22 protein-coding genes and 1 tRNA gene are annotated in these 25,965 nt (G+C 71.4%); 10 read left to right on the top strand and 13 right to left on the bottom strand.

The annotated features are described in order from the left end of the window. The first annotated feature begins 69 nt into the window (after positions 1-69). The 3 genes from DVS28_RS15850 to DVS28_RS29245 all read left to right on the top strand — a co-directional run bounded on the left by DVS28_RS15850 (position 70) and on the right by DVS28_RS29245 (position 4,136). The gene (locus DVS28_RS15850) at positions 70-2,859 is read left to right on the top strand and encodes an aconitate hydratase (protein WP_114592322.1); all 2,790 of its coding nucleotides are present in this window, start codon (positions 70-72) and stop codon (positions 2,857-2,859) included. A 112-nt stretch (positions 2,860-2,971) separates the two neighbouring features. After that, complete coding sequence (locus tag DVS28_RS15845; RefSeq protein WP_114592321.1) at positions 2,972-3,430, top strand: hypothetical protein; 459 nt, start codon at positions 2,972-2,974, stop codon at positions 3,428-3,430. A gap of 94 nt (positions 3,431-3,524) precedes the next feature. Continuing rightward, the gene (locus DVS28_RS29245; RefSeq protein WP_164709723.1) at positions 3,525-4,136 is read left to right on the top strand and encodes a Rho termination factor N-terminal domain-containing protein; all 612 of its coding nucleotides are present in this window, start codon (positions 3,525-3,527) and stop codon (positions 4,134-4,136) included. 75 nt (positions 4,137-4,211) lie between these two features. Here DVS28_RS29245 and DVS28_RS15835 read toward each other — a convergent pair whose 3' ends face one another. Next, entirely contained in the window at positions 4,212-4,895 is a 684-nt protein-coding gene (locus tag DVS28_RS15835) for a PadR family transcriptional regulator (RefSeq protein WP_216826076.1), read from the bottom strand. A 155-nt stretch (positions 4,896-5,050) separates the two neighbouring features. On the opposite strand from DVS28_RS15835, the gene DVS28_RS15830 reads away from it, so the two are divergent. Next, entirely contained in the window at positions 5,051-5,722 is a 672-nt protein-coding gene (locus DVS28_RS15830; protein ID WP_114592320.1) for a haloacid dehalogenase type II, read from the top strand. Positions 5,723-5,740: 18 nt separating this feature from the next. Here DVS28_RS15830 and DVS28_RS15825 read toward each other — a convergent pair whose 3' ends face one another. Next, entirely contained in the window at positions 5,741-6,082 is a 342-nt protein-coding gene (locus tag DVS28_RS15825) for a hypothetical protein (RefSeq protein ID WP_114592319.1), read from the bottom strand. 205 nt (positions 6,083-6,287) lie between these two features. On the opposite strand from DVS28_RS15825, the gene DVS28_RS15820 reads away from it, so the two are divergent. Both DVS28_RS15820 and DVS28_RS15815 read left to right on the top strand, forming a co-directional pair. Then, on the top strand, positions 6,288-7,013 hold the full coding sequence (locus DVS28_RS15820; protein WP_164710619.1) for a GAF and ANTAR domain-containing protein: 726 nt from the start codon (positions 6,288-6,290) through the stop codon (positions 7,011-7,013). Between the two features lie 97 nt (positions 7,014-7,110). Then, a complete protein-coding gene (locus DVS28_RS15815) occupies positions 7,111-7,854 on the top strand; it encodes a GAF and ANTAR domain-containing protein (protein ID WP_216826075.1) in 744 nt (247 codons plus the stop codon). 100 nt (positions 7,855-7,954) lie between these two features. Here DVS28_RS15815 and DVS28_RS15810 read toward each other — a convergent pair whose 3' ends face one another. Together DVS28_RS15810 and DVS28_RS15805 are read right to left on the bottom strand one after the other, a co-directional pair. Further along, positions 7,955-9,382: a choice-of-anchor B family protein gene (locus tag DVS28_RS15810; protein WP_114592317.1), complete on the bottom strand. Its 1,428-nt coding sequence runs from the start codon at positions 9,380-9,382 to the stop codon at positions 7,955-7,957. A 251-nt stretch (positions 9,383-9,633) separates the two neighbouring features. Next, positions 9,634-9,706: transfer RNA gene (locus tag DVS28_RS15805), tRNA-Val, on the bottom strand. Between the two features lie 65 nt (positions 9,707-9,771). Between DVS28_RS15805 and DVS28_RS15800 the strand changes: the two genes are divergently transcribed. Continuing rightward, positions 9,772-10,191, top strand: coding sequence for a CoA-binding protein (locus DVS28_RS15800; RefSeq protein ID WP_114592316.1), 420 nt, complete (start codon positions 9,772-9,774; stop codon positions 10,189-10,191). 8 nt (positions 10,192-10,199) lie between these two features. On the opposite strand, the gene ychF is transcribed toward DVS28_RS15800, so the two are convergent. After that, positions 10,200-11,294 (bottom strand): redox-regulated ATPase YchF, encoded by a 1,095-nt coding sequence (gene ychF, locus DVS28_RS15795; protein WP_114592315.1) that lies wholly within the window; start codon positions 11,292-11,294, stop codon positions 10,200-10,202. 68 nt (positions 11,295-11,362) lie between these two features. Here ychF and DVS28_RS15790 point away from each other — a divergent pair, with 68 nt between their 5' ends. Both DVS28_RS15790 and DVS28_RS15785 read left to right on the top strand, forming a co-directional pair. Continuing rightward, the gene (locus tag DVS28_RS15790) at positions 11,363-12,091 is read left to right on the top strand and encodes an alpha/beta fold hydrolase (protein ID WP_114592314.1); all 729 of its coding nucleotides are present in this window, start codon (positions 11,363-11,365) and stop codon (positions 12,089-12,091) included. Positions 12,092-12,122: 31 nt separating this feature from the next. Then, positions 12,123-12,998 carry a PAC2 family protein gene (locus DVS28_RS15785; RefSeq protein WP_164710617.1) on the top strand — a complete coding sequence of 292 codons (876 nt, stop codon included), beginning with the start codon at positions 12,123-12,125 and terminating at the stop codon, positions 12,996-12,998. Positions 12,999-13,005: 7 nt separating this feature from the next. On the opposite strand, the gene DVS28_RS15780 is transcribed toward DVS28_RS15785, so the two are convergent. Then, positions 13,006-13,461, bottom strand: a complete 456-nt coding sequence (locus DVS28_RS15780) for a GatB/YqeY domain-containing protein (RefSeq protein ID WP_114594211.1) — start codon at positions 13,459-13,461, stop codon at positions 13,006-13,008. A gap of 61 nt (positions 13,462-13,522) precedes the next feature. Here DVS28_RS15780 and DVS28_RS15775 point away from each other — a divergent pair, with 61 nt between their 5' ends. Further along, the gene (locus DVS28_RS15775; protein ID WP_164710616.1) at positions 13,523-14,395 is read left to right on the top strand and encodes an HAD hydrolase family protein; all 873 of its coding nucleotides are present in this window, start codon (positions 13,523-13,525) and stop codon (positions 14,393-14,395) included. A gap of 70 nt (positions 14,396-14,465) precedes the next feature. Here the strand turns inward: DVS28_RS15775 and DVS28_RS15770 are convergent, their stop codons facing one another. The 7 genes from DVS28_RS15770 to DVS28_RS15740 all read right to left on the bottom strand — a co-directional run bounded on the left by DVS28_RS15770 (position 14,466) and on the right by DVS28_RS15740 (position 25,958). Next, positions 14,466-15,566 (bottom strand): transglycosylase family protein, encoded by a 1,101-nt coding sequence (locus tag DVS28_RS15770; RefSeq protein WP_114592311.1) that lies wholly within the window; start codon positions 15,564-15,566, stop codon positions 14,466-14,468. Between the two features lie 72 nt (positions 15,567-15,638). Continuing rightward, positions 15,639-16,613 (bottom strand): NAD-dependent epimerase/dehydratase family protein, encoded by a 975-nt coding sequence (locus DVS28_RS15765; RefSeq protein ID WP_164710615.1) that lies wholly within the window; start codon positions 16,611-16,613, stop codon positions 15,639-15,641. Positions 16,614-16,615: 2 nt separating this feature from the next. Then, the gene (locus DVS28_RS15760; RefSeq protein WP_114592309.1) at positions 16,616-18,469 is read right to left on the bottom strand and encodes a M3 family oligoendopeptidase; all 1,854 of its coding nucleotides are present in this window, start codon (positions 18,467-18,469) and stop codon (positions 16,616-16,618) included. 48 nt (positions 18,470-18,517) lie between these two features. Further along, on the bottom strand, positions 18,518-18,943 hold the full coding sequence (locus DVS28_RS15755) for a hypothetical protein (RefSeq protein WP_164710614.1): 426 nt from the start codon (positions 18,941-18,943) through the stop codon (positions 18,518-18,520). After that, positions 18,930-22,466: an adenylate/guanylate cyclase domain-containing protein gene (locus DVS28_RS15750; RefSeq protein ID WP_114592307.1), complete on the bottom strand. Its 3,537-nt coding sequence runs from the start codon at positions 22,464-22,466 to the stop codon at positions 18,930-18,932. The genes DVS28_RS15755 and DVS28_RS15750 overlap by 14 nt, the downstream gene beginning before the upstream one ends. Further along, entirely contained in the window at positions 22,453-24,576 is a 2,124-nt protein-coding gene (locus tag DVS28_RS15745; RefSeq protein ID WP_114592306.1) for a S9 family peptidase, read from the bottom strand. Before DVS28_RS15745 ends, DVS28_RS15750 begins: the two co-directional genes overlap by 14 nt. Next, positions 24,573-25,958 carry a hypothetical protein gene (locus tag DVS28_RS15740; RefSeq protein ID WP_164710613.1) on the bottom strand — a complete coding sequence of 462 codons (1,386 nt, stop codon included), beginning with the start codon at positions 25,956-25,958 and terminating at the stop codon, positions 24,573-24,575. Before DVS28_RS15740 ends, DVS28_RS15745 begins: the two co-directional genes overlap by 4 nt. Positions 25,959-25,965 lie beyond the last annotated feature (7 nt).

Below are 25,965 nucleotides of genomic sequence, written 5' to 3'. Positions count from 1 at the left end.
AGTACGCATCCGCCATCCGGATCGGCAAGAATCACCGTCCACGAGCAACTGCACAGGAGACACCCCACCGTGAGCACCAACTCATTCGGCGCCAAGACGTCGCTGAGCGTCGGCGACAAGTCCTACGAGATCTTCGACCTCTCGGCGGTGGACACCGACCTCGCGCGGCTTCCCTACTCCATCCGCATCCTGCTGGAGAACCTGCTCCGCAACGAGGACGGCGAGAACATCACCGCCGACGACATCCGCGCGGTGGCGGGCTACGACCCCTCGGCGGAGCCGACCGAGGAGATCCTGTTCACGCCGGCCCGCGTGCTGCTGCAGGACTTCACCGGTGTGCCCGCCGTCGTCGACCTCGCCGTGATGCGTGACGCCGTCGCCGAGCTCGGTGGGGACCCCAACGTCATCAACCCCCGCGTCCCCGTCGACCTCGTCATCGACCACTCCATCCAGGTCGACAGCTTCGCGGTCTCCGACGCCTTCCAGAAGAACGCCGCGATCGAGTTCGAGCGCAACTACGAGCGCTACCAGTTCCTCCGCTGGGGCCAGACTGCCTTCGACAACTTCCGCGTCGTGCCGCCCAACACGGGCATCGTGCACCAGGTCAACCTCGAGTACCTCGGCCAGGTCGTGTTCATCAACCCCGAGACCGGGCAGGCCTACCCCGACTCGCTGGTCGGCACCGACAGCCACACCCCCATGATCAACGGCCTCGGGGTCGTCGGCTGGGGGGTCGGCGGCATCGAGGCCGAGGCAGCCATGCTCGGCCAGCCCATCTCCATGCTCATCCCGCAGGTCGTCGGCTTCGAGCTGACCGGCGCGTTGCCCGAGGGGGCAACCGCGACCGACATGGTGCTGACCGTCACCGAGATGCTCCGCGAGAAGGGCGTCGTCGGCAAGTTCGTGGAGTTCTTCGGCGAGGGTGTGTCGTCGGTCCGCATCCCCGACCGCGCGACCCTGGGCAACATGAGCCCCGAGTTCGGGTCGACGATCTCGATCTTCCCGATCGACGACAAGACCCTGGAGTACATGCGCTTCACCGGTCGCCCCGACGAGCAGATCGCGCTGACCGAGGCCTACGCCAAGGCCCAGGGCCTGTGGCACGACCCGGCCAACCGCCCGTCCTACACCGACACGCTGTCGCTGGACCTGTCCACCATCGTCCCGTCGCTGGCAGGTCCGACCCGTCCGCAGGACCGGGTCGCGCTGACCGACGCCAAGCGCGGGCTGCGCGAGGTGCTGCCGCAGTGGACCGGCGATGTCGAGAGCGACGCCAACGAAGCTGGGCTGGAGAGCTTCCCGGCCTCCGACGCGCCGACCACCAGCGGCCAGAGCAACGGGCAGGAGCCCCACCACGTCTCCGGGGGCGCCAGCGACATGCCCTCGCGAGCCAGCAACCCCACGGCCGTCAGTATGGCCAACGGCGAGCAGTTCGACCTCGACCACGGTGACGTCGTGATCGCGGCGATCACCTCGTGCACCAACACCTCCAACCCGTCGGTGATGATCGCGGCCGGCCTGCTGGCCAAGAACGCCGTCGACCGGGGCCTGACCCGCAAGCCGTGGGTCAAGACCTCGCTGGCCCCGGGCTCCAAGGTCGTGACCGACTACTACGACCGTTCGGGCCTGACCCCGTACCTGGAGAAGCTCGGGTTCAACCTGGTGGGCTACGGCTGCACCACCTGCATCGGCAACTCCGGTCCGCTGCCGGCGGAGATCTCCAAGGCGATCCACGACGAGAACCTGGCTGCGGTCAGCGTCCTGTCGGGCAACCGCAACTTCGAGGGTCGCATCGGTCCCGACGTCAAGCTCAACTACCTGATGTCCCCGCCGCTGGTCGTGGCCTACGCCATCGCCGGCACCATGGACATCGACCTGTACAACGAGCCGCTCGGCACCGACGCCGACGGCAACGACGTGATGATGGCCGACATCTGGCCCAGCAACGACCAGATCGCAGAGGTGGTCGGCAGCGCCGTGCAGCGCGAGCAGTTCGTCGAGCGCTATGCCGACGTGTTCACCGGTGACGAGGCCTGGCAGAACGTGCCCGTCTCGGGTGGCAGCCGCTTCGAGTGGTCCGACGCCTCCACCTACATCCAGAAGCCCACGTTCTTCGACGGCATGGGTGCCGAACCGGGCGGGCTGTCCGACATCACGGGGGCTCGGGTCCTCGTGAAGGTCGGCAACTCCGTCACGACCGACCACATCTCGCCCGCGGGCGCGATCAAGCGCGACTCACCGGCCGGCGCCTACCTGATGGACAAGGGCGTCGAGATCAGGGACTTCAACTCCTACGGCAGCCGCCGCGGGAACCACGAGGTCATGATGCGCGGCACGTTCGCCAACATCCGGCTGCGCAACGAGATGGCACCCGGCACCGAGGGTGGCTACACCCGGAAGGTGACCGACGAGGGGCCCGGCGAGGTCACCTCGATCTACGAGGCGTCCATGGAGTACCAGGCCGAGGGCACGCCGCTGGTGGTCCTCGCTGGTGAGGAGTACGGCACCGGATCGTCGCGTGACTGGGCGGCCAAGGGCACCGTCCTGCTGGGCGTGAAGGCGGTCATCGCCAAGTCCTACGAGCGGATCCACCGTTCCAACCTGATCGGCATGGGTGTCCTGCCCCTGCAGTTCAAGGCGGGCGAGGGGGCTGACGAGCTGGGCCTGACCGGTGAGGAGGAGATCTCCATCACCGGGGTCACCGGCGGTGCGGACGGCAAGGTGCCCGACGAGGTCACCGTCCAGGCCGGCGACACGACGTTCACCGTCGACGTCCGGCTCGACACCCCCAACGAGCAGGCCTACTACCGCCACGGCGGCATCCTGCACTACGTGCTCCGGCAGCTGGCCGCCGAGTAGCGCTTCGGGATCAGGAGTCGGGGTCGTCCGGGGAGTCCCGGGCGGCCCCGATTTCGTGCTGGTCGTCGCTGACTCGGCCCGTGTCGGGGCGGCCTGACATGCTGGCGGGACCATGCGCCGCTACTCCCTGCCCCTCGTCCTCGCCATCGGTGCTGCCGCGCTGGCCTACGCCCGCGGCCCGCTCGACATGACCTGGAACATCACCCCGCTGGCCGTGGGGGTCGTGGCGTTGCTGGCCGCCGCGACGCTTCCCAACCCCAGGCCGTGGACGGTCGGGATCGTCCTCGTCGTCTGGGGTGCCGCCGTCCTGCTGGTGCGCGAAGGGCCGTTGCCGGGGCGTGAGGCGCCCGTCTACATGGTTGCGCTCGGCATCGCGTTGCTGGTGGCACAGGTCGTCGCCGACGGGCGCGGCGACGGCGTCGTGAAGGGGGCCGCCCTGACGATGCTGTCCAGCGGCGCGCTGTTCTACGCGGCGTTCGACGTGCCCGAGCTGCAGCGCTGGTGGGTGGTGGCGGCCGGGCTGGGTGCGGCCGCGGTCGTGGAGTTCGCCAGGTCGTCCCGGGGGCGTTGAGCGGTCCCCGTGCGGGTGGACATGTGTGAGGACTGCAGGATCGGACACGTCTAGTGGTGAACGTCACCCCGACCCCTGGAGATGTGATCACCACATGGCAACCGCGACCCGCACCCGCCCGAACGTCCTGTCCTACAGCGCCTACGCCCTGATCGGCGCGGCCGACCGAGCCCTGCAGGAGACCCGTTCCCTGGCCGGTCGCCGCGAGGAGCTCCCCGACGACCTCGCACGCCAGCTGGAGGAGTCCGTGGCCCAGATGCGCGACTCCCTCGACAAGGTGGTCGACCACCTCGGCAGCCGCGTCAAGCAGACGACCGGCGACGCCGGCGAGACCCTGGACGACTTCGCCGCCCGTGGTCGGGCGATCCTCGACCGGATCCGCGAGACCGAGGAGGTCTCGGGGGCCCAGGCCGACATCGATCAGGCCCGTCAGGGCTGGATGGGTGCCGTCACGACCCTGCGCCGCAACGCCGAGGGCGTCGTCAGCCGCGTGAAGGCTGCCGGCACCATGACCGGTGAGGCCGCCACCAGCACGGTTCGTGCCGCGGAGTCCATGGGCGACAACGTCGTGGAGGCTCGCGACCGCGCCCAGCTGCAGGACATGACCAAGGGCGAGCTGTACGAGATGGCCACGACAGCCGACATCGACGGACGGTCGACGATGTCCAAGGCCGAGCTGGTCGACGCCCTGAGCGCGACGAGCTAGCCAACAGACCCTGCAACGGCGGACGCCCCCACCTCTTCGGAGGTGGGGGCGTCGTCACGTGGGCTGGATGCTGTGTCAGTCCTCCGCAAGCAGGCGGTAGAGCGCCTTGCGTGCGTCGGCCAGGATCTCCTTGGCAGCCTCGACATGGTCGGGGTCGCCGCTGGTGGCCACGGCCATCACCGCACCGGCGGTGCTGGCGATCTCCTCACGAAGCGAGGAGAGGTGGTCGTCGGCGGTGTCGCCGACGGCGTCCCAGGGGCTGTCGTCGGCCTCTTCGGCGGCGGCGCGGCCGTCGTCGGTCAGGGAGAAGACCCGGCGGCCGCCGTCCTTCTCGCCCTCGACCAGGCCTTCGTCCTCCAGCTGGGACAGGGTGGGGTACACCGAGCCGGGGGAGGGGCGCCACACGCCGCCCGATCGCTCCGACATCTCCTGCATCAGCTGGTAGCCGTGCATGGGCTCCTCGGCGAGGAGGGAGAGGATGGCTGCGCGGATGTCACCGCGGCTGGCACGGGGGCCACGGCCCCAGGGGCCACCGCGTCGACCGCCGCGTCCACCCCGGCCGCCACCGAACATCATGGTGAACGGGTCGAAGGGTGGGGGGCTGCCGTGGCGGTGCCGTCGGCCCCGTCCGGGGGGCGGCGTGTGGTCGTGGTCGTGGTCGGGATCGCTGGCCATGGCGATCATCTTGCGGACCCAGGGCGGCATGGCGTCGTAGGCCTGTCGCCAGGGGTCGTCGTAGGGGATGGATGAGCTGTGCATCGCAACCACCTTTCGTGCTGTTGAACGTGTTGGTGCTCGGGGCAGGATCGACCCTCGCGAGGCATCACGATATATCGGAACATGTCGAACGTCACGCCCTTGACCGTTTCTTTGCCGCCCGACACGACCGGCGGTGACCGGCATAGGGTCGGGCCATGGCCACGATCGTGTGCGACGTGAACGAGACGCTGCTGGACCTCGCCGGGCTGGACGGTCCCTTCACGGAGGCGTTCTGCGAACGCGCCGAGGAGGTGAAGCGCCTGTGGTTCGCCCGGCTGCTCCACACATCGACGGTCATGACCACGGTGGGCACGTGGCAGGACTTCGGCGTCGTGGCCCGGACGGTCCTGCGGGACACCGCCGACCGCCTGGGGCTGCCGCTGGAGGACGCACAGGCCGGCGACCTCGTCGGGGGGATGCGTCGGCTCCGGGCACACCCTGATGTCGTCGACGGCATCGCGGCCCTCGTCGGGGCCGGTCATCGGGTCGTTGCCCTGACCAACTCCGGGCAGGCAACGGCAGAGGCACAGCTGGCCCACGCGGGCCTGGACGTGCTGCTGGACCGCATCCTGTCGGTCGACCCGACGCTGCGGTTCAAGCCCGACCCGGCGGTGTACGCCCATGCCGCGGACGAGCTCGGTGCGAAGCCGGGGGACCTCGTCATGGTTGCCGCCCACGACTGGGACTGCGCGGGCGCGATGCGGTGCGGATGGCGGTCGGGGTTCGTCAGCCGTCCGGGGCAGACCTACAACCCGCTGCTGCAGCCACCGACGTGGCGGGCGCCCGACCTGCTCGCGCTGGCCACGGCCATCGGCGACGGGCGCTGACCTCCCGGGGGGTCTCGCTCAGACCCAGTCGACCGGACGCGAGCCCCGGCGGCGGCAGCCGTTGGACTCGGGACGCAGGCGCTCGATCGTGTGCTGGCGGGTGCCGGGCACGACCACGATCCCGCCGACCGGCGTTGCCGGTCCGCCCGTCGTCGCCGGGCGGACCGTTGCTGTCGGGTCGACCGTCGCGGTCGGGCCGACCGGCGCGACGCCCACGAGAGAGAGCAGGGCCTCGGTGGAGCGGCGCTCGCCGTAGAGCCGGCGGAGCTGCTCCGCGGCGACGTCGGCGTGGGTGATCCGCATCAGGCCCTCGGCAACCTGCTGGATGCGGATGGCGTCGTCGGTGGTGGGGTGGGTCACGGTGGCTCCTCGAGGGCGTATGCTGCCGGTCCCAACGAGCGCCCGACAGTGTTGTGACGATGCGTGAGGAGAAACTTCTCACCGTGATATGCGCGAGCCGTCCTCGGCCGCTGGAACCGCACCCCGGGTGTAGGGTCGACGCAGACGCGTCAGCAGCCCCGGTCCGTCGCGGTGGGCGACGCACCACACGAGTTCCGGAGTCGTCTTGGCAGACAGACCCGTGAACAACGGTGCGTCGCGACGCCTGCTGCTCCTGCGACGGGTCCTCGCGTGCGGACCACCTCCGGCGTTCGACCAGCTGTGCCGGGTGACCGCCGAGGTGACGGGCACCACCGGGGCGACCATCGTCCTGCTGGAACGTGGGGTCGTGACCGGGCTGCTGGCGAGCAGCGATCCGGTGGCCAGCCAGCTCGAGGCCCTCGAGCACCTGCTGGGCGAGGGGCCGTCGGTGGAGGCCCACGAACAGGGCGTCGTCGTGCAGGCCGAGCTCGGGAGCGACGAACCGCGGTACAACGCCTACGAGCACCAAGCGGTCTCGCTCGGCGTCGCCACGGTCGCGGCGTTCCCGATGCGGGTCGGTTTGGTCCGCCCGGGGGTGGTCTGCACCTACCGTGACACGCCGGGTGCGCTCGAACCCGATCAGGTGAGCGACGGCACGATCATGGCCGAGCTGGCCGCCCAGTCGGTGCTGCTCGCCCAGACGGAGGCCTCCCCCGGTCAGCTGGCGCACGAGCTGGAGATCGGCGCGGACCTCCATGCCATCGTCCACCAGGCGGCCGGCATGGTTGCCGTGCAGCTGGAGATCCCCCTGACGTTGGCGCTGGTGCGGTTGCGCGCCCATGCGTTCGGCAGCGATCAACCGCTCCGGGACGTGGCGGAGGCGGTCGTCGACCGCCGCCTGCGGTTCGACGACGACGCCCACGAGGTCTGATGCTCAACGAACCGGGAGTGCGCGGCGGAGGTCCTTGGCCTACCGTGAGGAACGTCGATGTCGGGTCGACGTCGACCCACAGGGAGGGAGAGCGGCCATGACGATGGACGCGTTGCTTGCCCGGACGATGGTGGAGCTGGCCGACACACTCGTGGCGGATTTCGACGTCGTCGACCTCCTGACGCTGCTGACCACACGCTGCGTGGACTTGCTCGAGGTCGACGAGGCAGGCCTGCTGATCGCGGGTGTGGGTGGGGACCTCCGGACCATGGCGTCCTCCAGCGACCGGGTACGACTGCTGGACCTCTTCCAGCTCCAGGCCGAGGAGGGGCCCTGCCTGGACTGCCTGGGTACCGGCGAACAGATCGTGAACCGCGACATGGCCGAGGACGTCGATCGCTGGCCACGGTTCGCCGCCGAAGCACGCGCCGCCGGCTTCAGCACGGTCCATGCCATCCCCATGCGGCTGCGGGGCACGATGCTCGGCGCCCTCAACCTGTTCAGCCGTCGACGGGTCGTCCTCGAGGAGAACGACATCCTGGCGGCGCAGGCCCTGGCCGACATCGCCACGATCGCGATACTCCAGACCCGAGCGGCCGAGGAAGCACAGACCCTGGCCCAGCAGCTGAGCGACGTGCTCAACTCGAGGATCATCATCGAGCAGGCGAAGGGCGTCGTGGCCGAGCGTCGCCAGCTGTCGATCGCCGACGCCTTCGACCTGCTCCGCCGCCACGCCCGGAACCACAACCTGCGCCTGGCCGTCCTGGCCCAGCAGGTGACCGACGACACCGCCCTGGCCGACACCCTCGAGCGGGAGATGCCCCGCCGGTCGGGTCGCTGACGGCAGCGCTCCTCGACGGACCGGAACCGCAGAGGGCCCCCGCCGCAGCGGGGGCCCTTTCGTTGCGGCCGAACGTTCGCCGTTCGGACTGCGCCGCGGGTTACTCGGGTGCGCCGGGGTCGGTGAACGCGAGGACGTACAGGCCCTCGTCCAGCGATGACACGATGATCGTGTCGTCATCGAAGTACGGGAAGACGTTCCATGCGCCACCGTACGCCGGGACGTCCAGGCCCGGGTCGACGTCGAAGGAGCCGACGAGGTCGAGCTCGCCGTTGCGCAGCCCCTCGGCGGTGTAACGGAAGATCTTGAGGCCGGCGTTGTAGTTGGCCTCGAAGATGAGGTCGCCACGGATGTAGAGGTTGTGGTCGGTCGACACGGTGTCGTGGGTGTAGATCTTCACATCGTCCGCCGTGTACGCCGCGTCGAGGTCCTGGAGCTCGACCATGAACGTGCGCGTGCCGAGCGCAGCCGTCGGGCCCTCGTCGAGCTCGTCGTTGAAGACGGCGAACGCGTGGTCCGGGGTCAACCACCCCTGGTGGGTGTAGCCCTCCCGCTCGTAGTCCAGCTTGTTGATCAGCCGGGTGGCGAGGGGGTCGGTGACGTCGACGATGGTCAAGCTGTCCTCGTTGTAGGCGAAGCAGATCTCGGACGGCTCACCATCCACGGCGTTGGTGCCGTTGTAGTCGTCATCGGGCCCGGCGTACACCACGCACTGGGCGTCGTGGGTGTAGCCGTCGGTCGCGAAGGCACCGATGGTCCTGGGCTGCGCCGGGTCGGCGATGTCGACGATGTGCAGACCGCCCTGGAAGGTGCCACCCACCAGGTAGGCCCGGTCGGTGTCCTCGTTGATGACGATGTTGTGGAAGTTGGAGTCGGCGTCGTGCTCGGTGTAGGTGGTGAGCACGTCGAGCTGGTCGAGGCTGGGGGTGCCACGCAGGGCACGCAGCTGGGTGAGGTCGACGACCTGCATGCCGCCGCCCCGTTCGGTGACGATGAACGCGTGGTTGTCATTGACCTTGATGTCACGCCACACCGCGCCGGTGGCGCCGGTGGTGGCACTTCCGGCCTGGGCCACGGTGCCGAGCACCACGGGCACGGTCGGGTTGGACACGTCGACGAACGCGGTGCCGACGCCGGTGCCCATGATGGCCACGCGGAAGGGGTTGTCGGGGTCCTCCGAATCCGGGTCCTCCCAGCCCCACGAGTCGTTGCCAGCGCCACCGCCGAGCTCGGCGAGGGGCACGAGTGCCTGCAGGCCGACGTTGGTGCACGGGTAGGGCCCGGACATGCCGACGTTGCCGTTGCCGTCGCTGACACCGGGGAGGGTTCCCACGTCGGTGGTGCACGGCAGCCCGACGACTGTCGTGGACAGGGCCTCCAGCGCCTCCCGGGACACGTCGGCGACGCCGGAGAAGGCGAACTCGGCCTTGAGGTCACGTGGTTCGACCTGCATCACGCTGACGGAGCTCCAGCCCACGGTCAGCACCAGCGCCACGAGCAGCGCCAGATTGGTCTTGTTGGTGTTCATGATGGTGTGGACCCTTCGGATCGGCGCCAGGAAATGGTTCGGGTTGCACGGAACGTTCGCGGTTCGACCCCCGAATCCTCCCGGACGCCCGAATTGCCGACCAGCGCAGACAGAACGTCCGCGAGAAGCCAACTCGCCCCCACTGTGGGGACGAATCGTCTGGGTTCGGGGACGAGGGGACTGGTTCCGGGCGAGGACCTGAACAGCAGAGCCCCCGGTCAAGGACCGGGGGCTCTGCGGTGTCTGTTATGTGGGCGATACAGGGCTCGAACCTGTGACCTTTTGGTTGTCGACCAAACGCTCTCCCAGCTGAGCTAATCGCCCGGGGACGGGAGATAGTAGCGGCTCGGGATCGCGGCAGCAATTCGGGGACACGGCAGGATGGCGACATGGTCGATGCAGATCCGAGAGCAGTCCTGGAGGCGGCCGATTCCGTGGCGGTGGTCGGGTGTTCGACCTCGCCGATGAAGGCCGCCCATCGCATCCCCCTGATGCTGCAGCAGATGGGGTACGACGTCCGTCCGGTCCATCCGACCGCGACGGAGATCCTGGGTGTCCCAGCCGTGCCCACCCTCGCGGACCTCGACATCGTCCCCGACCTGGTCGTGGTCTTCCGGCCGTCGGCGGAGGCTGCCGACGTGACCCGACAGGCGATCTGGGTCGGGGCGGCCGCGGTGTGGCTGCAGCTGGGCATCACCTCGATGGAGGCCGCCCGTCTGGCCGCCGACGCGGGCATCGACTACGTGGAGGACCGCTGCTCCGGGGTCGACGCCCGTTCGTTCGGCATCGACAAGCGATCGGTCGCCTGACCCGTGGGTCAGTTCGAGTGCAGGAAGTGGATGACGTCGCCGTCGACGACGACGTACTCCTTGCCCTCCTGGCGCATCTTCCCGGCGTTCTTGGCGGCCTGCTCGCCCCCGTGCTCGACGAAGTCCGCATAGCCGATGACGTTGGCGCGGATGAAGCCCTGCTGGATGTCGGAGTGGATCTTGCCGGCGGCGACCGGGGCGGGAGAGCCGTCGCGGACCGTCCAGGCCCGGGCCTCCTGTGGCCCGACGGTGAAGAACGTCAGCAGGCCCAGCAGGCGGTAGGCCGCGTGGATCAAGCGGTCGAGGCCGGAGCGTTCCAGCCCCAGCTCGGCCAGGAACTCGGTGCGCTCCTCGGCGTCGAGCTCGGCGATCTGCGCCTCGGCCTCGGCGGAGATGACCACGACCTCCGCGCCCTCGGCTGCGGCGATCTCGCGGACCTTGTCCACGTGGGCGTTGCCGTCGGGCAGGTCCCCCTCGCCGACGTTGGCGACGTAGAGCATGGGCTTGGCGGTCAGGAGGCCGACCTCGGCAACCTCCTTGGCGTCCTCGTCCGGGATCTCGAAGGTCCGGGCGACGTTGCCTGCCTCGAGGTGCGCCTCGAGCCGGCTGAACAGCTCGGTGTGGCGGATGGCCACCTTGTCGCCGGACTTGGACGACCGCTTGGCGCGCTCGACGCGCTTGGTCACCGCGTCGAGGTCCTTCAGCAGCAGCTCGGTGTTGATGACCTCGATGTCACGCGCCGGGTCCACCGACCCGTCGACGTGCACGATGTCGTCGTCGTCGAAGCAGCGGACGACATGGGCCACGGCGTCCACGGACTGGATGTGGGACAGGAACTTGTTGCCGAGCCCCTCGCCCTGCGACGCGCCCTTCACCAGGCCGGCGATGTCGAGGAACTCCACCGTGGTGGCGATCCTGCGCTTGGAGTCCGCCAGCCGCCGGAGCGTGTCCAGTCGCTCGTCGGGGACGGGGACGCTCCCGACGTTGGGCTCGATCGTGGCGAACGGATAGTTCGCCGCTTCCGCGCCTGCGGCGCTGACCGCGTTGAAGAGGGTGGACTTGCCCACGTTGGGGAGCCCGACGATGCCGACCTGAAGTGCCATGGCCACCCACTGTGCCCGCTGCCCCCCGCGATGTCGAAGCGCATCCCCCACGTATCCTCGCCCCCGTGATGCACATCGACTACGACGGTCCCGAGGACGGCGTGCCGCTCGTGCTGCTGCACGGCGGCATCGGCACCGGCCGCTACCACTGGTCAAAGCAGGTCAAGGGGTTGGCCGCTGCCGGGTTCCGGCTGCACATGCCCGACCTTCCCGGACACGGCCACACGCCGGTGGGGGAGGGGACCTACAGCCGGCAGATGCTGGTCGACGCGGTGCGGACGCACCTGGAGTCCCTCGACCGGACGCCGATCGTGGCTGGCTTCTCCATGGGCGGTCACACCGCCCTCGCGCTCGCCGAGGACCACCCCGAGCTGTTCGCCGGGCTCGTCGTCGTCGGCGTCAGCGTGCGCGACCACGACGGACTGCGCCGCTGGCGGACCAACTTCGACCCCGACGTCCTGGAGGAGCGCTACGAGCTGTGGGCCAAGCAGCTGTCGAAGCTTCACGCACCCCTGGGCGGTCCCGACGCCTGGCGCGAGGTGTGCATCCGTGACTCGGGCGGGTTGAAGGTCGATGTCGACCTGGGGAAGCTGGGCCGCCTCGACGTGCCCACCCTGCTGATCCGGGGCGACGGCGACACGACCGTCGACCCGGCCCACTTCGCGGAGCTGCGCGACATCTGGCCACACGCGGAGGAGTTCGTGGTGCCCGGTGGGGGCCACGACGTGCAGCTGACGCGCTCGAAGGTGGTCGCGCCGGGGCTGCTGGACTTCCTCGGCCGGGCAGCTGCCGCATGACGGTTGCAGCTGCATGGAAGAATCGGTCGTCGTGAACGTCGTCCGATTCGATCACCGTCCCGAGGGGCTCCGCCGCCCCACCCTCGTCGCTGCCTTCGAGGGGTGGAACGACGCGGGCGAAGCCGCCACCGGTGCGGTGGAGGCGATGGCGGTGGCGACGGAGGCCAGCCGGTTCGCCGACATCGACCCGGAGGAGTTCTTCGACTTCCAGGTCGCCCGTCCCATGGTCAGGTGGGAGGGCGAACAGCGCTCGCTGGAATGGCCGATCAACGAGTTCAGCGCCGCGAGCCTCGGCGGGGACACCGACGTGGTGTTCCTCCGCGGACGCGAACCGAACCTGCGGTGGCGGACGTTCACCGAGGGAATCGTCGAGACGGCTCGTGCGCTGGACGTCGCCCGCATCGTCACCGTCGGTGCGCTGCAGGTGGACCGACCGCACACACGCCCCGTGTCGATGACCGGCACCGCCAGCGACGACGAGGTGGCGATGCGCCACGGGCTGCGTCGGTCCTCCTACGAGGGGCCGACCGGGATCGTCGGCGTCCTGCACCAGGCCGCCAGCGACGCGGGCATCGAGGCCATCTCGTTCTGGGTGGGCGTCCCCCACTACCTGGCCGGCACCGCGTACCTGCAGGCCTCCTTGACGCTGGCCGAGCAGGTCGGTCGCCTCGTCGGCGACAGCTTCGACCTGGACGAGCTCCGCGAGGAGGCGCAGGACCAGCTGCAGGACATCGCCGAGCTGGTCGCCGAGGACGACGAGCTCGCCGACTACGTCGAGGAGCTCGAACGGCGGGCGGACTCCGAGCCCGACCCGCTGCACAACGACGAGCTGCCCACGCCGCCCGTCAGCGGTGAGGAGCTGGCCCGCGAGTTCGAGCGCTACCTGCGGGATCGCCCGGCGGACTGACCGCGGATCAGGCGCCCAGCTGCTCGCGGACGATCCGGTTGACCAGCTTGCCGTCGGCCTTGCCCTTCACCCGCGGCATCAGCTGGCCCATGACCTTGCCCAGGTCACCCGGCTGGCTGGCGCCCGTGGCGGCGACGACCTCGGTCACGATGGCGCGGATCTCGTCGGCACCCATCTGCTCGGGCAGGTAGTCCTCGATGACGGCCAGCTCGGCCTGCTCCTTGGCGGCCAGCTCGTCGCGCCCGTGCTGGGTGTAGGTCTCGATGGACTCGCGGCGCTTCTTCGCCTCGCGAGTCAGGATCTCGGTGACCTCCTCGTCGGTCACGTCGGTCCCACCGCGGCCCTCCTGCACGCGCAGGTTCTTGATGCCCGCGAGCACCTGGCGGAGCGTCGCGGTACGGATGGTGTCCCGCGCCTTCATGGAGGTCTTGAGGTCGTCGCTGATCTGGTCGGCAAGGCTCATGGCCGGCAGGGTACGCCCTGCAGCCGTGCCTGCCCATCGAGGCTGCGTACCCTCTGGGGCCATGACCACGATCGAGACCTCCGCCCTGGGGCCCGGTGGCCGCCGGGCCGACTGGAACCCGACCCTGCCGATCCGATGGGTCCTCCTCGACGTCGACGGCACCCTGGTGGGGCCGAGCGGCACCGTCACCGACGTCGTCGCCGAGGCCACCCGTGCGCTCGCCGCCACCGGTGTGGCAGTGGGCTACGCCACCGGACGCAACGTCGCCGGGGTCGTCGACGTGCACGGACGCCTGGGCCTGTCCGGGCCGCATGTCGTCCTCAACGGCGCGCAGGTGCGACAGGACGGCCGCGCGGTCGTGACCCGGGCCCTGACTGACGAACACCTGGCCGAGATCCTGCAGCTGTGCGACGCCGAGGGCCTCTACGCGGAGCTCTACACCGACGAGGGTTTCCTCGTGACCGCGATGGACGAGCGGTACCGCCCCCACTGGGACGAGGTGATCGGCCAGCCGATCGGGACGATCGAGACCAACCCACCGGCCCCGGGTGAGGTCATCAAGGCCACCATCGTGGCGCACACCGATGCCGAGCTGGTCAGCGTGGTCGACGCGGTGACGGCGCTCGGCCTGAGCGCTGGCGCCGCAACCTCGCCGGTCACCCCCGGCCTGACCTACGTCAACATCACCCGTGGCGACGTCGACAAGGGCACCGCGATCCTGGCCACCGCCGAGGCGATGGGGATCGACCCGTCGCAGATCGCCGTGGTGGGCGACGGCGCCAACGACCTGCCCATGATGGGTGTTGTCGGTACCGCCATCGCGATGGGGGACGCCCCGCAGCCGGTCAGGGACGCCGCCCACCTGGTCACCGACGTCGTGCTGAACGACGGAGCTGCTGTCGCCCTGCACGACCTGCTGACGTGGGCCTGCTGATCCGGGCCTGCTGATCGGGGCCTGTCGATCCGGGCCTGCTGATCCGGGCACGCTGGCCCAGCACGTCACCTCAGCGCAGGCCCAGCGCCTCGGCGCAGCTCGGCCAGGCCGACCATCCGCGGAGCTCCCACAGCGAGATCCCGGCCTGGACCTGGCGTTCACGGGAGGCCTCCTCGACCGGCCCGATGCCGCCGACCCGACGCCAGTCGGCGGGGCCGATGGCCAGGCCGCCGGCCCGTCCGGTCGCATCCGACGGCGCCGACCAGTCCCCACCGGAGGCGCAGTCGGCCAGCCGGTCCCACGTCGGGGTGTAGTAGGGATCGCCGATGCGGAGGTCGTCGGGCAGCGTGGCCCTCGGCAGGTCCTTGCCGACCACGCCGCCGCGGGCCAGCGAACGCGCATCGGCAGGCCCCGCCATCAACGACGCGCCACCGAGGACCGCGGTCAGCCCGACCACCGCCATCAGCGTGGCGGCGACCAGGCGGCTCGCGGCCACCATCCATCGTGGTCGTCCGGTCGAAAGGACCTCGTCGACGGCATCGGGGACCCCCACCTCGGCTGGGCTGTCGACCGGCTGCTCGACCGCGTCCGTTGCCTGCATCAGGGCCCGGAGCGGCGACAGGTCCACGGTTCGGTCGGGGTCGACGATGCCGCCGTCGGCCTCGGGATCGGCGACGCGGGCAGCGACCAGGCCGTACACGGCGGTCTGCCGCGGGTCGCTGGGCAGCGAGGGGCTGTCCTGCGGGGCCGTGACCGGGGGCGGCAGGGGCGGCGGCTCGGGGACCTGTCGGGCCGGATGGCGCGACGGCGGTGGGGTCGGCGGCACGAGCTGTTCGGCGGTGGGGGCCGGCATGCAGGTCCAGCGGGCACGGGCAGCCGCGATGCCGACCGCCATCGAGTCCTCGACCAGCGCACAGTGCTGGCAGGACAGGTGATGGGCTGCCGCGCCTGCCGTGGGCCGGAGGAACCCGGCGAGGTACGGCTCGCACTCCTCGGGCACGATCGCGAGGTCGTCGGAGGCCAGCAGCCGTCCGACGATCACCAGCCCGGCGGCCGCGTCCCGGTCGCACTCCAGCACGTCGGCGACGACCCCGAGCGACAGGCGTGCACCGTCGTGCAGCAGCGTCGCGCGCTCGCACGCCGACCTCGAAACGCTTGCCGTGATCACCATCGGTGACGATTGAACCTCGATCACGGCCGGAAGCGCGGGAACCTTCGCAGCCCGGTCGAGTGGCGGCGCTGGTCAGTCCCGCGCGATCAATCCCACGTCGCGCAGCCACGTCTCGGTCGCGGCCATGCCGGCCTCCAGGGTCACCCTCGGTGACCAACCCAGCAACCGCTGGGCCTTGTCGATCGACGGCGTGCCCGTCTGGCTGATGAACTCCAGCGCCCGGCTGGAGAAGGGCGGGGCCAGGCCGAGGGGGCGCATGACCTTCTCCGCCGCGACCGTCAACGCCCCGGCGGCAGCCCTCGGCAACGACGGGAGCGTGCGCTCGAGCATCTCGCCGTAGGCCCCGAAGAAGTCGGCTGCGGTCACGGAGGTCCCACCGGTGATGTGGAACACCTCGCCGACACCGGCAGGGCTCGTGGCCGCCAGCAACGCCCCGTCGACCAGGTCGTCGACGTACGTCGGGGTCATGGTGCCCTGGCCGCCGTCGACCAGGACGAAGAGGTTCCTGTCGATGAGCTGCACGATGCGCACCGTCCACTGCGCCGAATGGGGGCCGTAGACGTGCAGCGGCCGGACGATCGTCAAGGGCAGGCCGCGGGCAGCAACCATCAGCGCCTGGTGTTCGGCCGCCACCTTCGAGTCGGTGTAGGGGTGGCCGCTCATCCGCACCGGCTGGGTCTCCTCGGCGCCGTCGGGGAACCCGCGCCCCAGCACCACCGCGGAGGAGAGGTGCAACATGCGGCCGACGCCGGCGTCCAGGCAGGCGCGGGCAACCGTCCGGGTCCCGCCGACGTTGACGTCCCAGTGCGCGCGTTCGTCACCGGTCTCCGCCAGCAGGGCCGCGGTGTGCACGACCAGGTCGGCCCCCTCGAGCAGGTCGAGCCAGTCGCCCTGCCGGGTCACGTCCCCGCTGACCACCAGCGGCCCCGGGCGCACGTCGACCCCGACCACGTCCCAGCCGTCGCCCTTCAGCCGCTGGACGAACGCCCGGCCGAGGAAGCCGGCGCCACCCGTGACGACCGCCCGGCCCGGAGGTGCGTCGGCCATCGTCACCGGCCCGGGAGGGCGCCGGCGGAGGGTCCGGTCGTGCGAGCGGTCGTCACCGTGTCGGCGAGGCGTTCGGCCCGCTCGATCAGCCCCTCGAGCACCGCCAGGCCGGACTGCCAGAACTCCGGGTCGGCCAGGTCGACGCCCAGCGGCGCCAGCAGGTCCTCGGGTGACTCGCTGCCGCCCTTGGACAGCATGGTCAGGTAGGCGTTGACGAAGCGGTCCCCGTCGGCTTCCCAACGCTCCAGCAGGGCGAAGGACAGCAGGTTCCCGAAGGCGTAGGCGTAGACGTAGCCCGGTGAATGCACGAAGTGCGGGACGTAGGACCACCAGTGGGCGTACCGATCGCCCAGCTGGACCGCACCGTCGAACATCTCCCGCTGGGTGGCCATCCAGATGCCGTTGAGGTCCTCCACCGAGAGCTGGCCGCTGGCCCGTCGCCGGGTGTGCACCTCGTCCTCGAAGCGGAACATCGCGACCTGCCGGAAGATCGTGGCGATCTCGCCGTCGATGCGACGTGCGAGGAGGCGCAGCGTGGTCGCGTTGTCGGTGCTGGCGGCCTCCAGCCGACGGTGGGTGACGGTCTCGCCGAAGACCGAGGCGGTTTCCGCCATCGTCAACGGGACGTCGAAGGAGGACTGGACGACGTCGCGCTGCAGGAAGCCGTGGATGCCGTGGCCGAGCTCGTGGGCCAGGGTCATCACGTCGTTGTCGGCGCCCGTGAAGCTGAGGTTGACCCACGGGTGCTGGCCGGGGACGGCCACGCAGAAGGCCCCGGGCTGCTTGTGCTCCCCGGGGACCGCGTCGATCCACGCCTCGTCGAAGTGCATCTCCACGATCTCCGCAGCGACGGGGGAGAAGTCGGCGTAGGCCGCCGTCACGAGCTCACGGGCCTCGGTCCAGCTGAACTGCTGCGGGGCGTCGCCCAGCGGCAAGGGCGCGTAGCGGTCGTGTTCGGCAAGGGTGTCCAGCCCCATCAACCGTGCCTTGAGGCGGTACCAGCGCCCGACGAGGTCGTAGCGCGCGGTCACCGCGTCGACGAGGGCGCGGACCTGTGTGTCGTTGACCTCGTTGGCCAGGTTGCGGACGTGCAGCCAGCTGTCGTGGCCCCGGAGGTCGTCGCGGATGGCGTGGTCCTGCACGAGGGTGTCGTAGATGGACGCGCGGATCCGCAGCTCGCCCATCAGCGCCATCGAGATGCCCTCGGTGGCGATGTCGCGGACACGCCGGTCGGGGGACTGCAGGTCGGCGGTTGCGTGCTCGAGCGGTCGGGGCGGGCCGTCGGGACGCGGGACCTGGATGGAGGAGCTCATGTTGGCGAACAGCCGCTGCCAGGCCGACGGGCCGGTGGGTCCGAGCGCGGTGAGCACCCGTTCCTCGGGTTCGCCCAGCACGTGCTCGCGTTGGCGACGAAGGGTCGTCAGGTAGTGCCGGTGCCCGGCCAGCGCCGGCTCCTGCAGCAGGGTCGCGATCCGGTCCTCCGGCAGCGCCAGCAGCTCCAGCTCGAGGAACAGCACCTCCTGCTGCGCGGTCGCGGTGACCTCCGCCAGCCGTGCGGCCAGCGCCTGTCGTGCCGGGTCGTCACCATCCGTGGCCACGCGCAGGTTGGCGTAGGTCGACGCCCGACGGACCGGCAGCACCAGCTGTTCGTACTCGGTGATCGCCGCGGCCAGGCGCGGGGCGTCGAGGTCGGCGATGCGCCCCCGCCACCGGGTTGCGTAGGCCTTCGCGTGGCCGAGGGTGCCCTCGACGACGTCGAGCAGCGCGCGGTCGTCGGGTCCGTCGAACAGGTCGGTCAGGTCCCACGTGGGCGGGTCGTCGGTGGTCCGTGCCGGCGGTGGTGCGGAGGTCGTCACGGGCGGCAGCCTATCCGGGTGTGGTGGACGGGTGGCCCGCCCGAGGGGTCAGTGCGTGGCCCCGGCACCGTCGGCGTCGCGCGCAGCGTCGACCATGTCCTCCAGGCCGCTGGCGGCAAGCGCGGCGTGGACCGCACGGAGGGTTGCGGCAAGGGTGTGGCGGACCGACACGGTGACCATGCCGGGTTCGGCGTCGACGTCCACGTCCACGTCGGCCCCGTCGGCGGTCAGCACCGTCGTGGCGGGGGGCGGCCACTCCGGATCGTCCGGGTGGTCCTCGGCCAGGTAATCCCAGGTCTCCGGCGCGATGGAGTCCAGCAGCTCGGCGACGCGGTCGAGGTCGCCGATGAGGCGGGGGAGGGCCTCGCCGACCTCGTGCAGCAGGTCGTCGACCACCGCGGCGTGTTCACGGCAGTAGAGGTGGTCCGGTGGCAGGGACTCCCCGCACACCGCGCAGACATCATCTCGGTACATCGGCGCCGAGGATATCGGGGGCGGTCTCGGCTGGGACGGTGTCGGTCGGGGCGGTGTCGGCTGGGACGGTGATGCCGAAGGCGTGCAGCCACCCGTCGCCGGTGATGCCGGCGCCGGGCAGGGCCTCGATCGCCGCGGCCACGTCCGCGGGTGATCCGCACAGCGCCGCCTCGAGCAGGGTCACGAGCGCACGTGCGGGGATGTCCTGGGCATCACCGACGGCCCCGAGGGCGTGGTCGAGATGGCCACGAACGGCAGCCGGGAGGCCACGGCGGTGGGCGGCGAGGGCGGCGGCCAGCCGGGACATCGTGCGGTCGAGGTAGCTCGCGACCGGGGCCGCCTCCACGAAGTCCACCAACGGCGTCACCTGTTCGACGTCTCCCGCGCGGGCATGCACGAGGGCGGCCAGCGCGCTGTTGGCGACGACGGTCGAGGGCCCGGCATCGGGCTGCAGCGAACGGATGGCCATCACCAGCGCGGTGTCGGTGTCGCCCTCCTGGAGGGCCGCCAGGGCCAGGTGCCGGTCGATGTCGGGGGAGGGGGTGGCGGTCAGCGCGGCCGGCAGCCGGCTGCGTGCCCGGCGTGGTTCGCCCTGGTGCAGATCCATCCCGGCAGCAGCGATCCGGGCGAGGCTGCCGTGGGCGACGTCCTCGAGGCGGTCGGCGATCGCCACTCCGCGGTCGGCCTCGGCGGCCGCCTCGGCCGCCCGCCCGAGGTGGGCCAGCGCCCGTGCGCGCACGGCGTGGCCGAGCATCTCGCCCCATCGGTGGCCGATGTGGTGCAGCAGCCGGATGGCCTCGGTGGCGTGCCCGGCGGCGGAGACCGTGCGGCCCTGCCACGTGTGCACCCCGGCGAGCAGGACCTCCGCGAGACCAGCACCGAACGCGTGGGTGTCCGGCCGCAGCCCGGTGGACAGGGCCTGCTCGGCCTTCTCCATCGCCCCGTCGAGGTCGCCGGCCAGGAAGTCGATCCAGCCCAGCAGCCCGGCGGTGAAGGCCGTGCCCAGGCGATTGCCCTCGGCGGCGAAGCGGTCCTGTGCCCGGGCGGCCAGCAGGCTGGCGCGGGCCAGGTCCCCGGCGTTGAACGCGATCCAGGCCTCGTGCTGTTCCGCCCAGGCCATGCCCGCCACGTCACCGAGGCGTTCGTGGACCTCTCCGGCCTCGTGGACTGCCCGAGCGGCTGGCTGCTCCATGCCGCGGAAGATCAGGGTCATCCCCAGCATCCGCAGCGCCGTGGCGAGGGCGTGCTCGTCCTCGGACCGGCGTGCGGCCGCGACCGCCTCCTCCAGGACACGGGTGGACTCCTCGAGGCGCCCTCGGGACTGCAGGCCCTGTCCGATGACGACCAACGCCAGGGCGGTGACGGCAGCGGAGGGGTCGGCGTCCACGATCGCCGTGGCGGCCGCGGTCGCCTCGTCGATCCGGCCGAGCTCTGCCAGCGCACGCGCCCGGTGGAGCCTGATCGTCCACGGCGCGTCGTCGGCGAGGGCGATGGCCCGGTCCGCGAACACGAGGGACACCGCCGGGTCACGCTGCCCAGCCCATTCGGCGGCGGCGTCAAGCGCCTCGACCGCGTCGGTTCGCAGGTCGTCGGCTACCGGGCCCATCGAGGCCGCCAGCTCGGCGGCCGTGGCCAGGTGTTGGGCGCGTCGGCGGAGGGTCGTGCCGCCACCGGAGGGATGCGCCAGCCGACGACCGATGTCGCGGTGCCGTTCGACCCGTTCGCGCTTGGGCAGGCGCAGGTAGGCGGCCTCGCGAAGGGCATCGGTCTTGAACCGGTAGGTGTCGCCCTCGATCACGAACAGGTCACGGTCGACGAGGACCTCCAGCAGCGCGGCCGCCTCGCGCTCCCCACGGTCGGTGGCCACGGCCAGGAGCATGTCGACAGGTCCCGTCCAGCCGATCATCGCGGCGTCCTCGACGATCCGTCGTTCGACCGGGTCGAGCACGTCCAGCCGTGCCGACAGCAGTCCCCGCAGGGTGAGCGGCATGTCCTCGACGCGGTCTGCCCGAACGCCCTCGTCGGCGAGCGCGGCGATCTCCTCCAGCATGAGCGGGTTCCCCCCGCTGCGCCGGACCGCGGCGGACACGGCTTCGTCGGTGGCCGCCGGTCCCAGCAGCTCGCGTGCCAGGGCCCTCGCGTCGTCGTCCTCGAGGGGGCCCAGGCGCAGCCAGGAGACGTTCACGGCATCGGTGAACGCCGAGATGTCGGGGACGTGGTCGGTGGGATCACCGACTCGGCTGGTCGTGACGGCCATCACCGGCAGGCGCCGCAGGCCCATCAGCACGTCGGTCATCAGGTCGATGATCGCCTGATCCGCCCACTGGATGTTCGCCAGGACCGCCACGATGGGACGTCGTTCGGCGAGCTGGCGGACCAGCGTCACGATGGCGGCGGTGGCGGCGGCTCGCGCCGCCTCGACGTTCTCGGTGCGGTCGGGCGAGAGCTCCATCAGCTCGTGGAGGGCCGACGCCATGCGGGCCGCTTCGGGATCGTCGGGCGACATGCCCATGGCACCGGCAACCACCGTGGTCATCGCGGCCTCGTCGTCGAGGTCGATGTCGAGGCCGACGGCGTTGCGCAGCATGTCTGCGGCAGGGGTCCACATGCTGGCCTCGCCGTAGGGCGGGATCCGGGCCTCCAGGACCAGCGCGTCGTGGCGCTGGCGGGCCCGTTCCACGAACGCGTCGGCCAGCATGCGCTTGCCGACGCCGGCGTCGCCGATCAGCTCGACGAGGTGGGCGCGTCGCCGGGCCACGGCAACGTCGAGGATGGCGTCGAGGAACCGCTCCTCGACCTCGCGCCCGACGACGGGACCGCGGCGCCGGTCCAGCTCGCTGCCGGGCTCGCCGATCGGGCGCAGGGCCACCCAGGTGTCGAGCGGTTCGCGGCGGCCCCGAACCGTCAGGGGACCGCGACGCCTGAACGTGATGCGGTCCTGGGTCGCACGGTGGGTCTGCTCACCGACCAGGACGGCGCCGGGATCCGCGGCGGACTCCAGACGGGCGGCCACGTTGACCGCGTCGCCCATCGCGGTCCACGAGTCGTCGGCCACGAGGCCGCCGACCAGGACCTCGCCGGTGTTGACGCCGATCCGCATCCGCAGGTCGACGTCCTCCTCGACGGCGACGGCCCGAACGGTGCGCTGCATCGCCAGCGCGGCGCGGACCGCACGCTCGGGGTCGTCCTCGTGGGCCACGGGTGCACCGAACAGCGCCACGATCGAGTCGCCGACGACCTTGTCGACCGTTCCGCCGTGCGCTGCGACGTCGGCGGCGAGACGGCCGAACAGCCGGTCGACGAGCTGCTTGACCCGTTCGGGGTCCAGCGTCTCGGCGAGGGCCGTGAAGCCCACGAGGTCGCCGATCACGACCGTGGCCAACCGCCGCTCGTCCGGTGGCGGACCCTCGGGGGCCTGTCGCGGCGTGCCGCAGGACGGGCAGAACCGAGCGTCATCGGCCAGCGCACCGCCGCACCCCGCGCAGGCCGAGGAGGGGAGGGCGACCGGCTCAGGCAGGGGCATCGAGGCCAAGCGTGCGCTGCAGGAACGTCAGCTGCAAGGCCGTCAGGTTGGCGTTGACCGCCTCGTTGGGGGTGAAGTGGGTCACACCGGACAGCGGCAGGACCTCGTGGGGTCGCCCGGCCTCCAGCAGCGCCCGGCTGAGGCGCAGTGTGTGCGCGGCCACGACGTTGTCGTCGGCGAGCCCGTGGATCAGCAGCAGCGGCCGGGTCAGCGCGGGGGCATCGTCGATGATCGACGAGTCGGCGTAGGGCTGGCCGGTGGCGTCCACACCCAGGTACCGCTCGGTGTAGTGGGTGTCGTACAGCGTCCAGTCGGTGACCGGGGCGCCGCTGACGGCGGTGTGGAAGACATCGGGCCGTCGCAGCACGGCCAGCGCGGCGAGGTAGCCCCCGAACGACCAGCCGCGGATACCGACCCGGTCGAGGTCCAGCAGGCCCGGGTGGTCCTCGGCGGCCCGGTGCAGGGCATCGATCTGTCCCTGGAGGGGCGGGGTGGCGAGGTCGTGATGGATGGCCGCTTCCCAGGCCAGCGACTGCCCGGGGGCACCGGGCCCGTCGGTGACCAGCACGGCGAAGCCGTTGGCGGCGAACCACGAGGGGGTCAGGTGGGCGCCACCGGCGGCAAGGACCCTGCGGGCGTGCGGACCACCGTAGGAGTCGACCAGCACGGGAAGCGGCCCGTCGGCGGGCGTCCACCCGGAGGGGTGCAGCAGCAAGCTCGCCGGGGTGTCGCCACCGCCGACGGGGCCGACGACGGTCACGGGTAGCTCGGGAGCCACCTGCGCGTTGGAGGCCAGCGGCGTGCCGTCGACGGTCACGGTCGTCGTCGTGTCGGACAGATGTCGCTGGACGATCGCCAGGCGGTCGGGGCGACCGGTCGCTCCGGCGACCCCATCGGGATCCGACAGGATGGTCGTCGTGCCGTCGGTGCCGACGGTCGCGACGACCGTGCACCATGGCGTGGCGCGCACGTGGGCGGTCACGGTGACGGCATCGTCGGAGGCGCACACGATGCTGGCCACCGTCAAGCCGCGGTCGCCGAGCAGCCGTTCGTCCGCACCGGTGCCGAGCGCGATCCGCCGGGTGTCGTCGACCTGCACGACCCTGACGAGCCGTCCGTCGGGGGTGCGGGTGGGGCTCCCGGGGACGAGCTCGATCCACGGGTCGGCGACGTCGTCGACCAGGACATCGGTCGCGCCGGTGGCCGGGTCGACCCGCAGCACGGCAACGCGCCGCTGGTCGCGGCTCTGCACCACCAGCAGGGGCGGCCCGGCGGGAGTCCAGACGACGTCGGCGACGTACGGCAGCGCCTCGCGGTCCCAGTCGATGTCGGTGCGGTTGCCCCCGAGGTCCACCACCGAGAGGGTGACGTCGGCGTTGGGCGTGCCCGCAGCGGGGTAGCGGATGCGGACGGGACGGGCATCGGGGTCGACCGGGCCGGCGATCCACCACTGCTGCACCGGGGCGGTGTCCACGCGCGCGGCGATCAGCGAGCGACCGTCCGGTGCCCACCAGAAGCCACGGGTGCGGCCCATCTCCTCGCCGGCGACGAACTCCGCCAGCCCCCAGCTGACGTCGGGGGAGGCGTCACGGGCCAGCAGGCGTGGGGCGTTGGTGCCGTCGGCGCGGACGACCCAGAGGGCCTCGTGCTCGACGTAGGCGATCATGCGACCGTCGGGGCTCGGCCGCGGGTCGACCACGGGACCGTCGACCGCGAGCTGCTCGGTCAGGCCGCTGGCCACGTCGCAGGCCATCAGCTTGCCGGACAGGGCGAAGACCGCGATGTCGGCGTCGGTGTCGGTGGCGTAGGCGACGATGCCGCTGCCACGCTCGCGGGCACGTTCCCGGCGGGCCAGCTCCTCTGCGGGGATGTCCTCGGCCAGGTCGGCCGGCATCAGCGTCGACGCATCGGCCAGCAAGCGTTCCCCATCGCCGTCGAGGCACCACAGCGCCTGCTCGGGACGGTCGCCCTCACCGCGGAGGAACAGCGTCCGCTCGGCCGCGACGGTGAGGCTGCGCGGGACACCGAGGGAGAAGCCCTGGGTACGGGCATGGAGGCGGGGAAAGTCCGGCGCCGTCAGGTCGACGGGCCGGACCTCCTCGCGGCTCATGATCCCTCGGGGGCCGCCGGCTGCTGCTCAGCGGGCGCCTGTGCCTGCTCGGGCTGTCCCTGCTCGGGCTGTCCCTGCTCGGGAGTGGCCTGCTCGGGAGCTGCCGGCACCGCGTCGTTCGTCGTCGGGGCGTCGACCGGAGCCGACGGGGGCGGGGGAGCGGAGGGCCGCTCACCGACCTCGGGCTTGGGCATCGGCGGGTCCAGCTGCAGGCCGGCCGGGTCGATGGTCGACACCGCGGCGTCGACGGCCTCGACCGCTTCTGCGGCCTGCTGGTCGGGGTTGCTGCCCAGCGGCATGCCGTCGTGCGGGCAACGGGACTCGTGCCCCGGGCGGACCCAGGTCCAGGCCTGGCAGGCCGGGCACCGCGTCTCGGGGCGGACCATCGGGTTGCCCTCGAGGACGAGCGGCAGGTGGATGTCGGTGAAGCCAGCGCAGACGAAGGCCTCGTAGGCCTTCTCGCCCAGCATCCGGTTGTCACCGGCCACCCCGTCGAGGATCTCCTGCGGCACCAGGTCTGCCCCGTCGTCGACCATCGCCTTGATCAGGTCGGCGGACTCGGGTCGACCCAGGTCCAGGCCCTCGAGGGTGGGGACGCGCAGGGACTCGGGCATCTCCAGCTCGACTCCGCGGGAGGTCCAGGACTTCCAGCGGGCCAGGCCCTCGGCGCGGTTCTCCGCGGCGGCGCTGCGGACCTCCTCGGCGATGCGGCCGACGAGCTGCTCGCCGTGGCCGTGGTCGCGGGCCCAGGCCAGCACCGCGGCGATGTCGTTCGCAGCGAGGTCGACCCGGTCGATGAGCGCCGGCACCCGGTCGGGGTACTGGTCGTGGGTCATCGACAGCGTGGCGAGGGTCGCCGGCAGACGGTCGGCGAACCGACCCAGGAGCGTGTCGATCGGCTCGGGGACGTCCTGACCGGACTCGCGCAGGGCAGCCGCCTCGGCCAGCCAGCGGTCGCTGGGGTCCTCGGGCACGTTGGCCTCGAAGCTGGGGTCCTTGCGGAGCATCGCCGCGAGCACCACGGGACGCTGGCGGATCGCCGGGCCCATCGGCTCGAGGATCTCCTGGAGCCAGCGCCAGGGCAGTCCGGCCGCGCGGTCGATGTCGCTGGCGACGCGTTCGGCGGAGCCGAGCAGGCCCAGGTGCGTGGCCGTCTGCATCTTCTTGCGGGCCTTCTCCTGCGCCTTCTGGCGCGAGGCGAGGACCGGCTTGCACTCGTCGGGGAAGAGCTTGAAGAGTTCCCAGAGGTGGAACAGGTCGAGGTAGCGACCGGCGGCGGCGCTGGCGAGGAAGTGCCGGCAGAGGGCGTCGGGGCCGAGCAGCGCACCGGCGGTGACCGGCGGGATCTCGGAGATGACGGCCTCGCGGTGCTTGCGTGCCATGCGGGCG

This window comes from Euzebya pacifica (assembly GCF_003344865.1).
GTDB classification, from domain to species: Bacteria; Actinomycetota; Nitriliruptoria; order Euzebyales; family Euzebyaceae; genus Euzebya; species Euzebya pacifica.
This window is presented reverse-complemented; position numbering and strand designations above follow the sequence as displayed.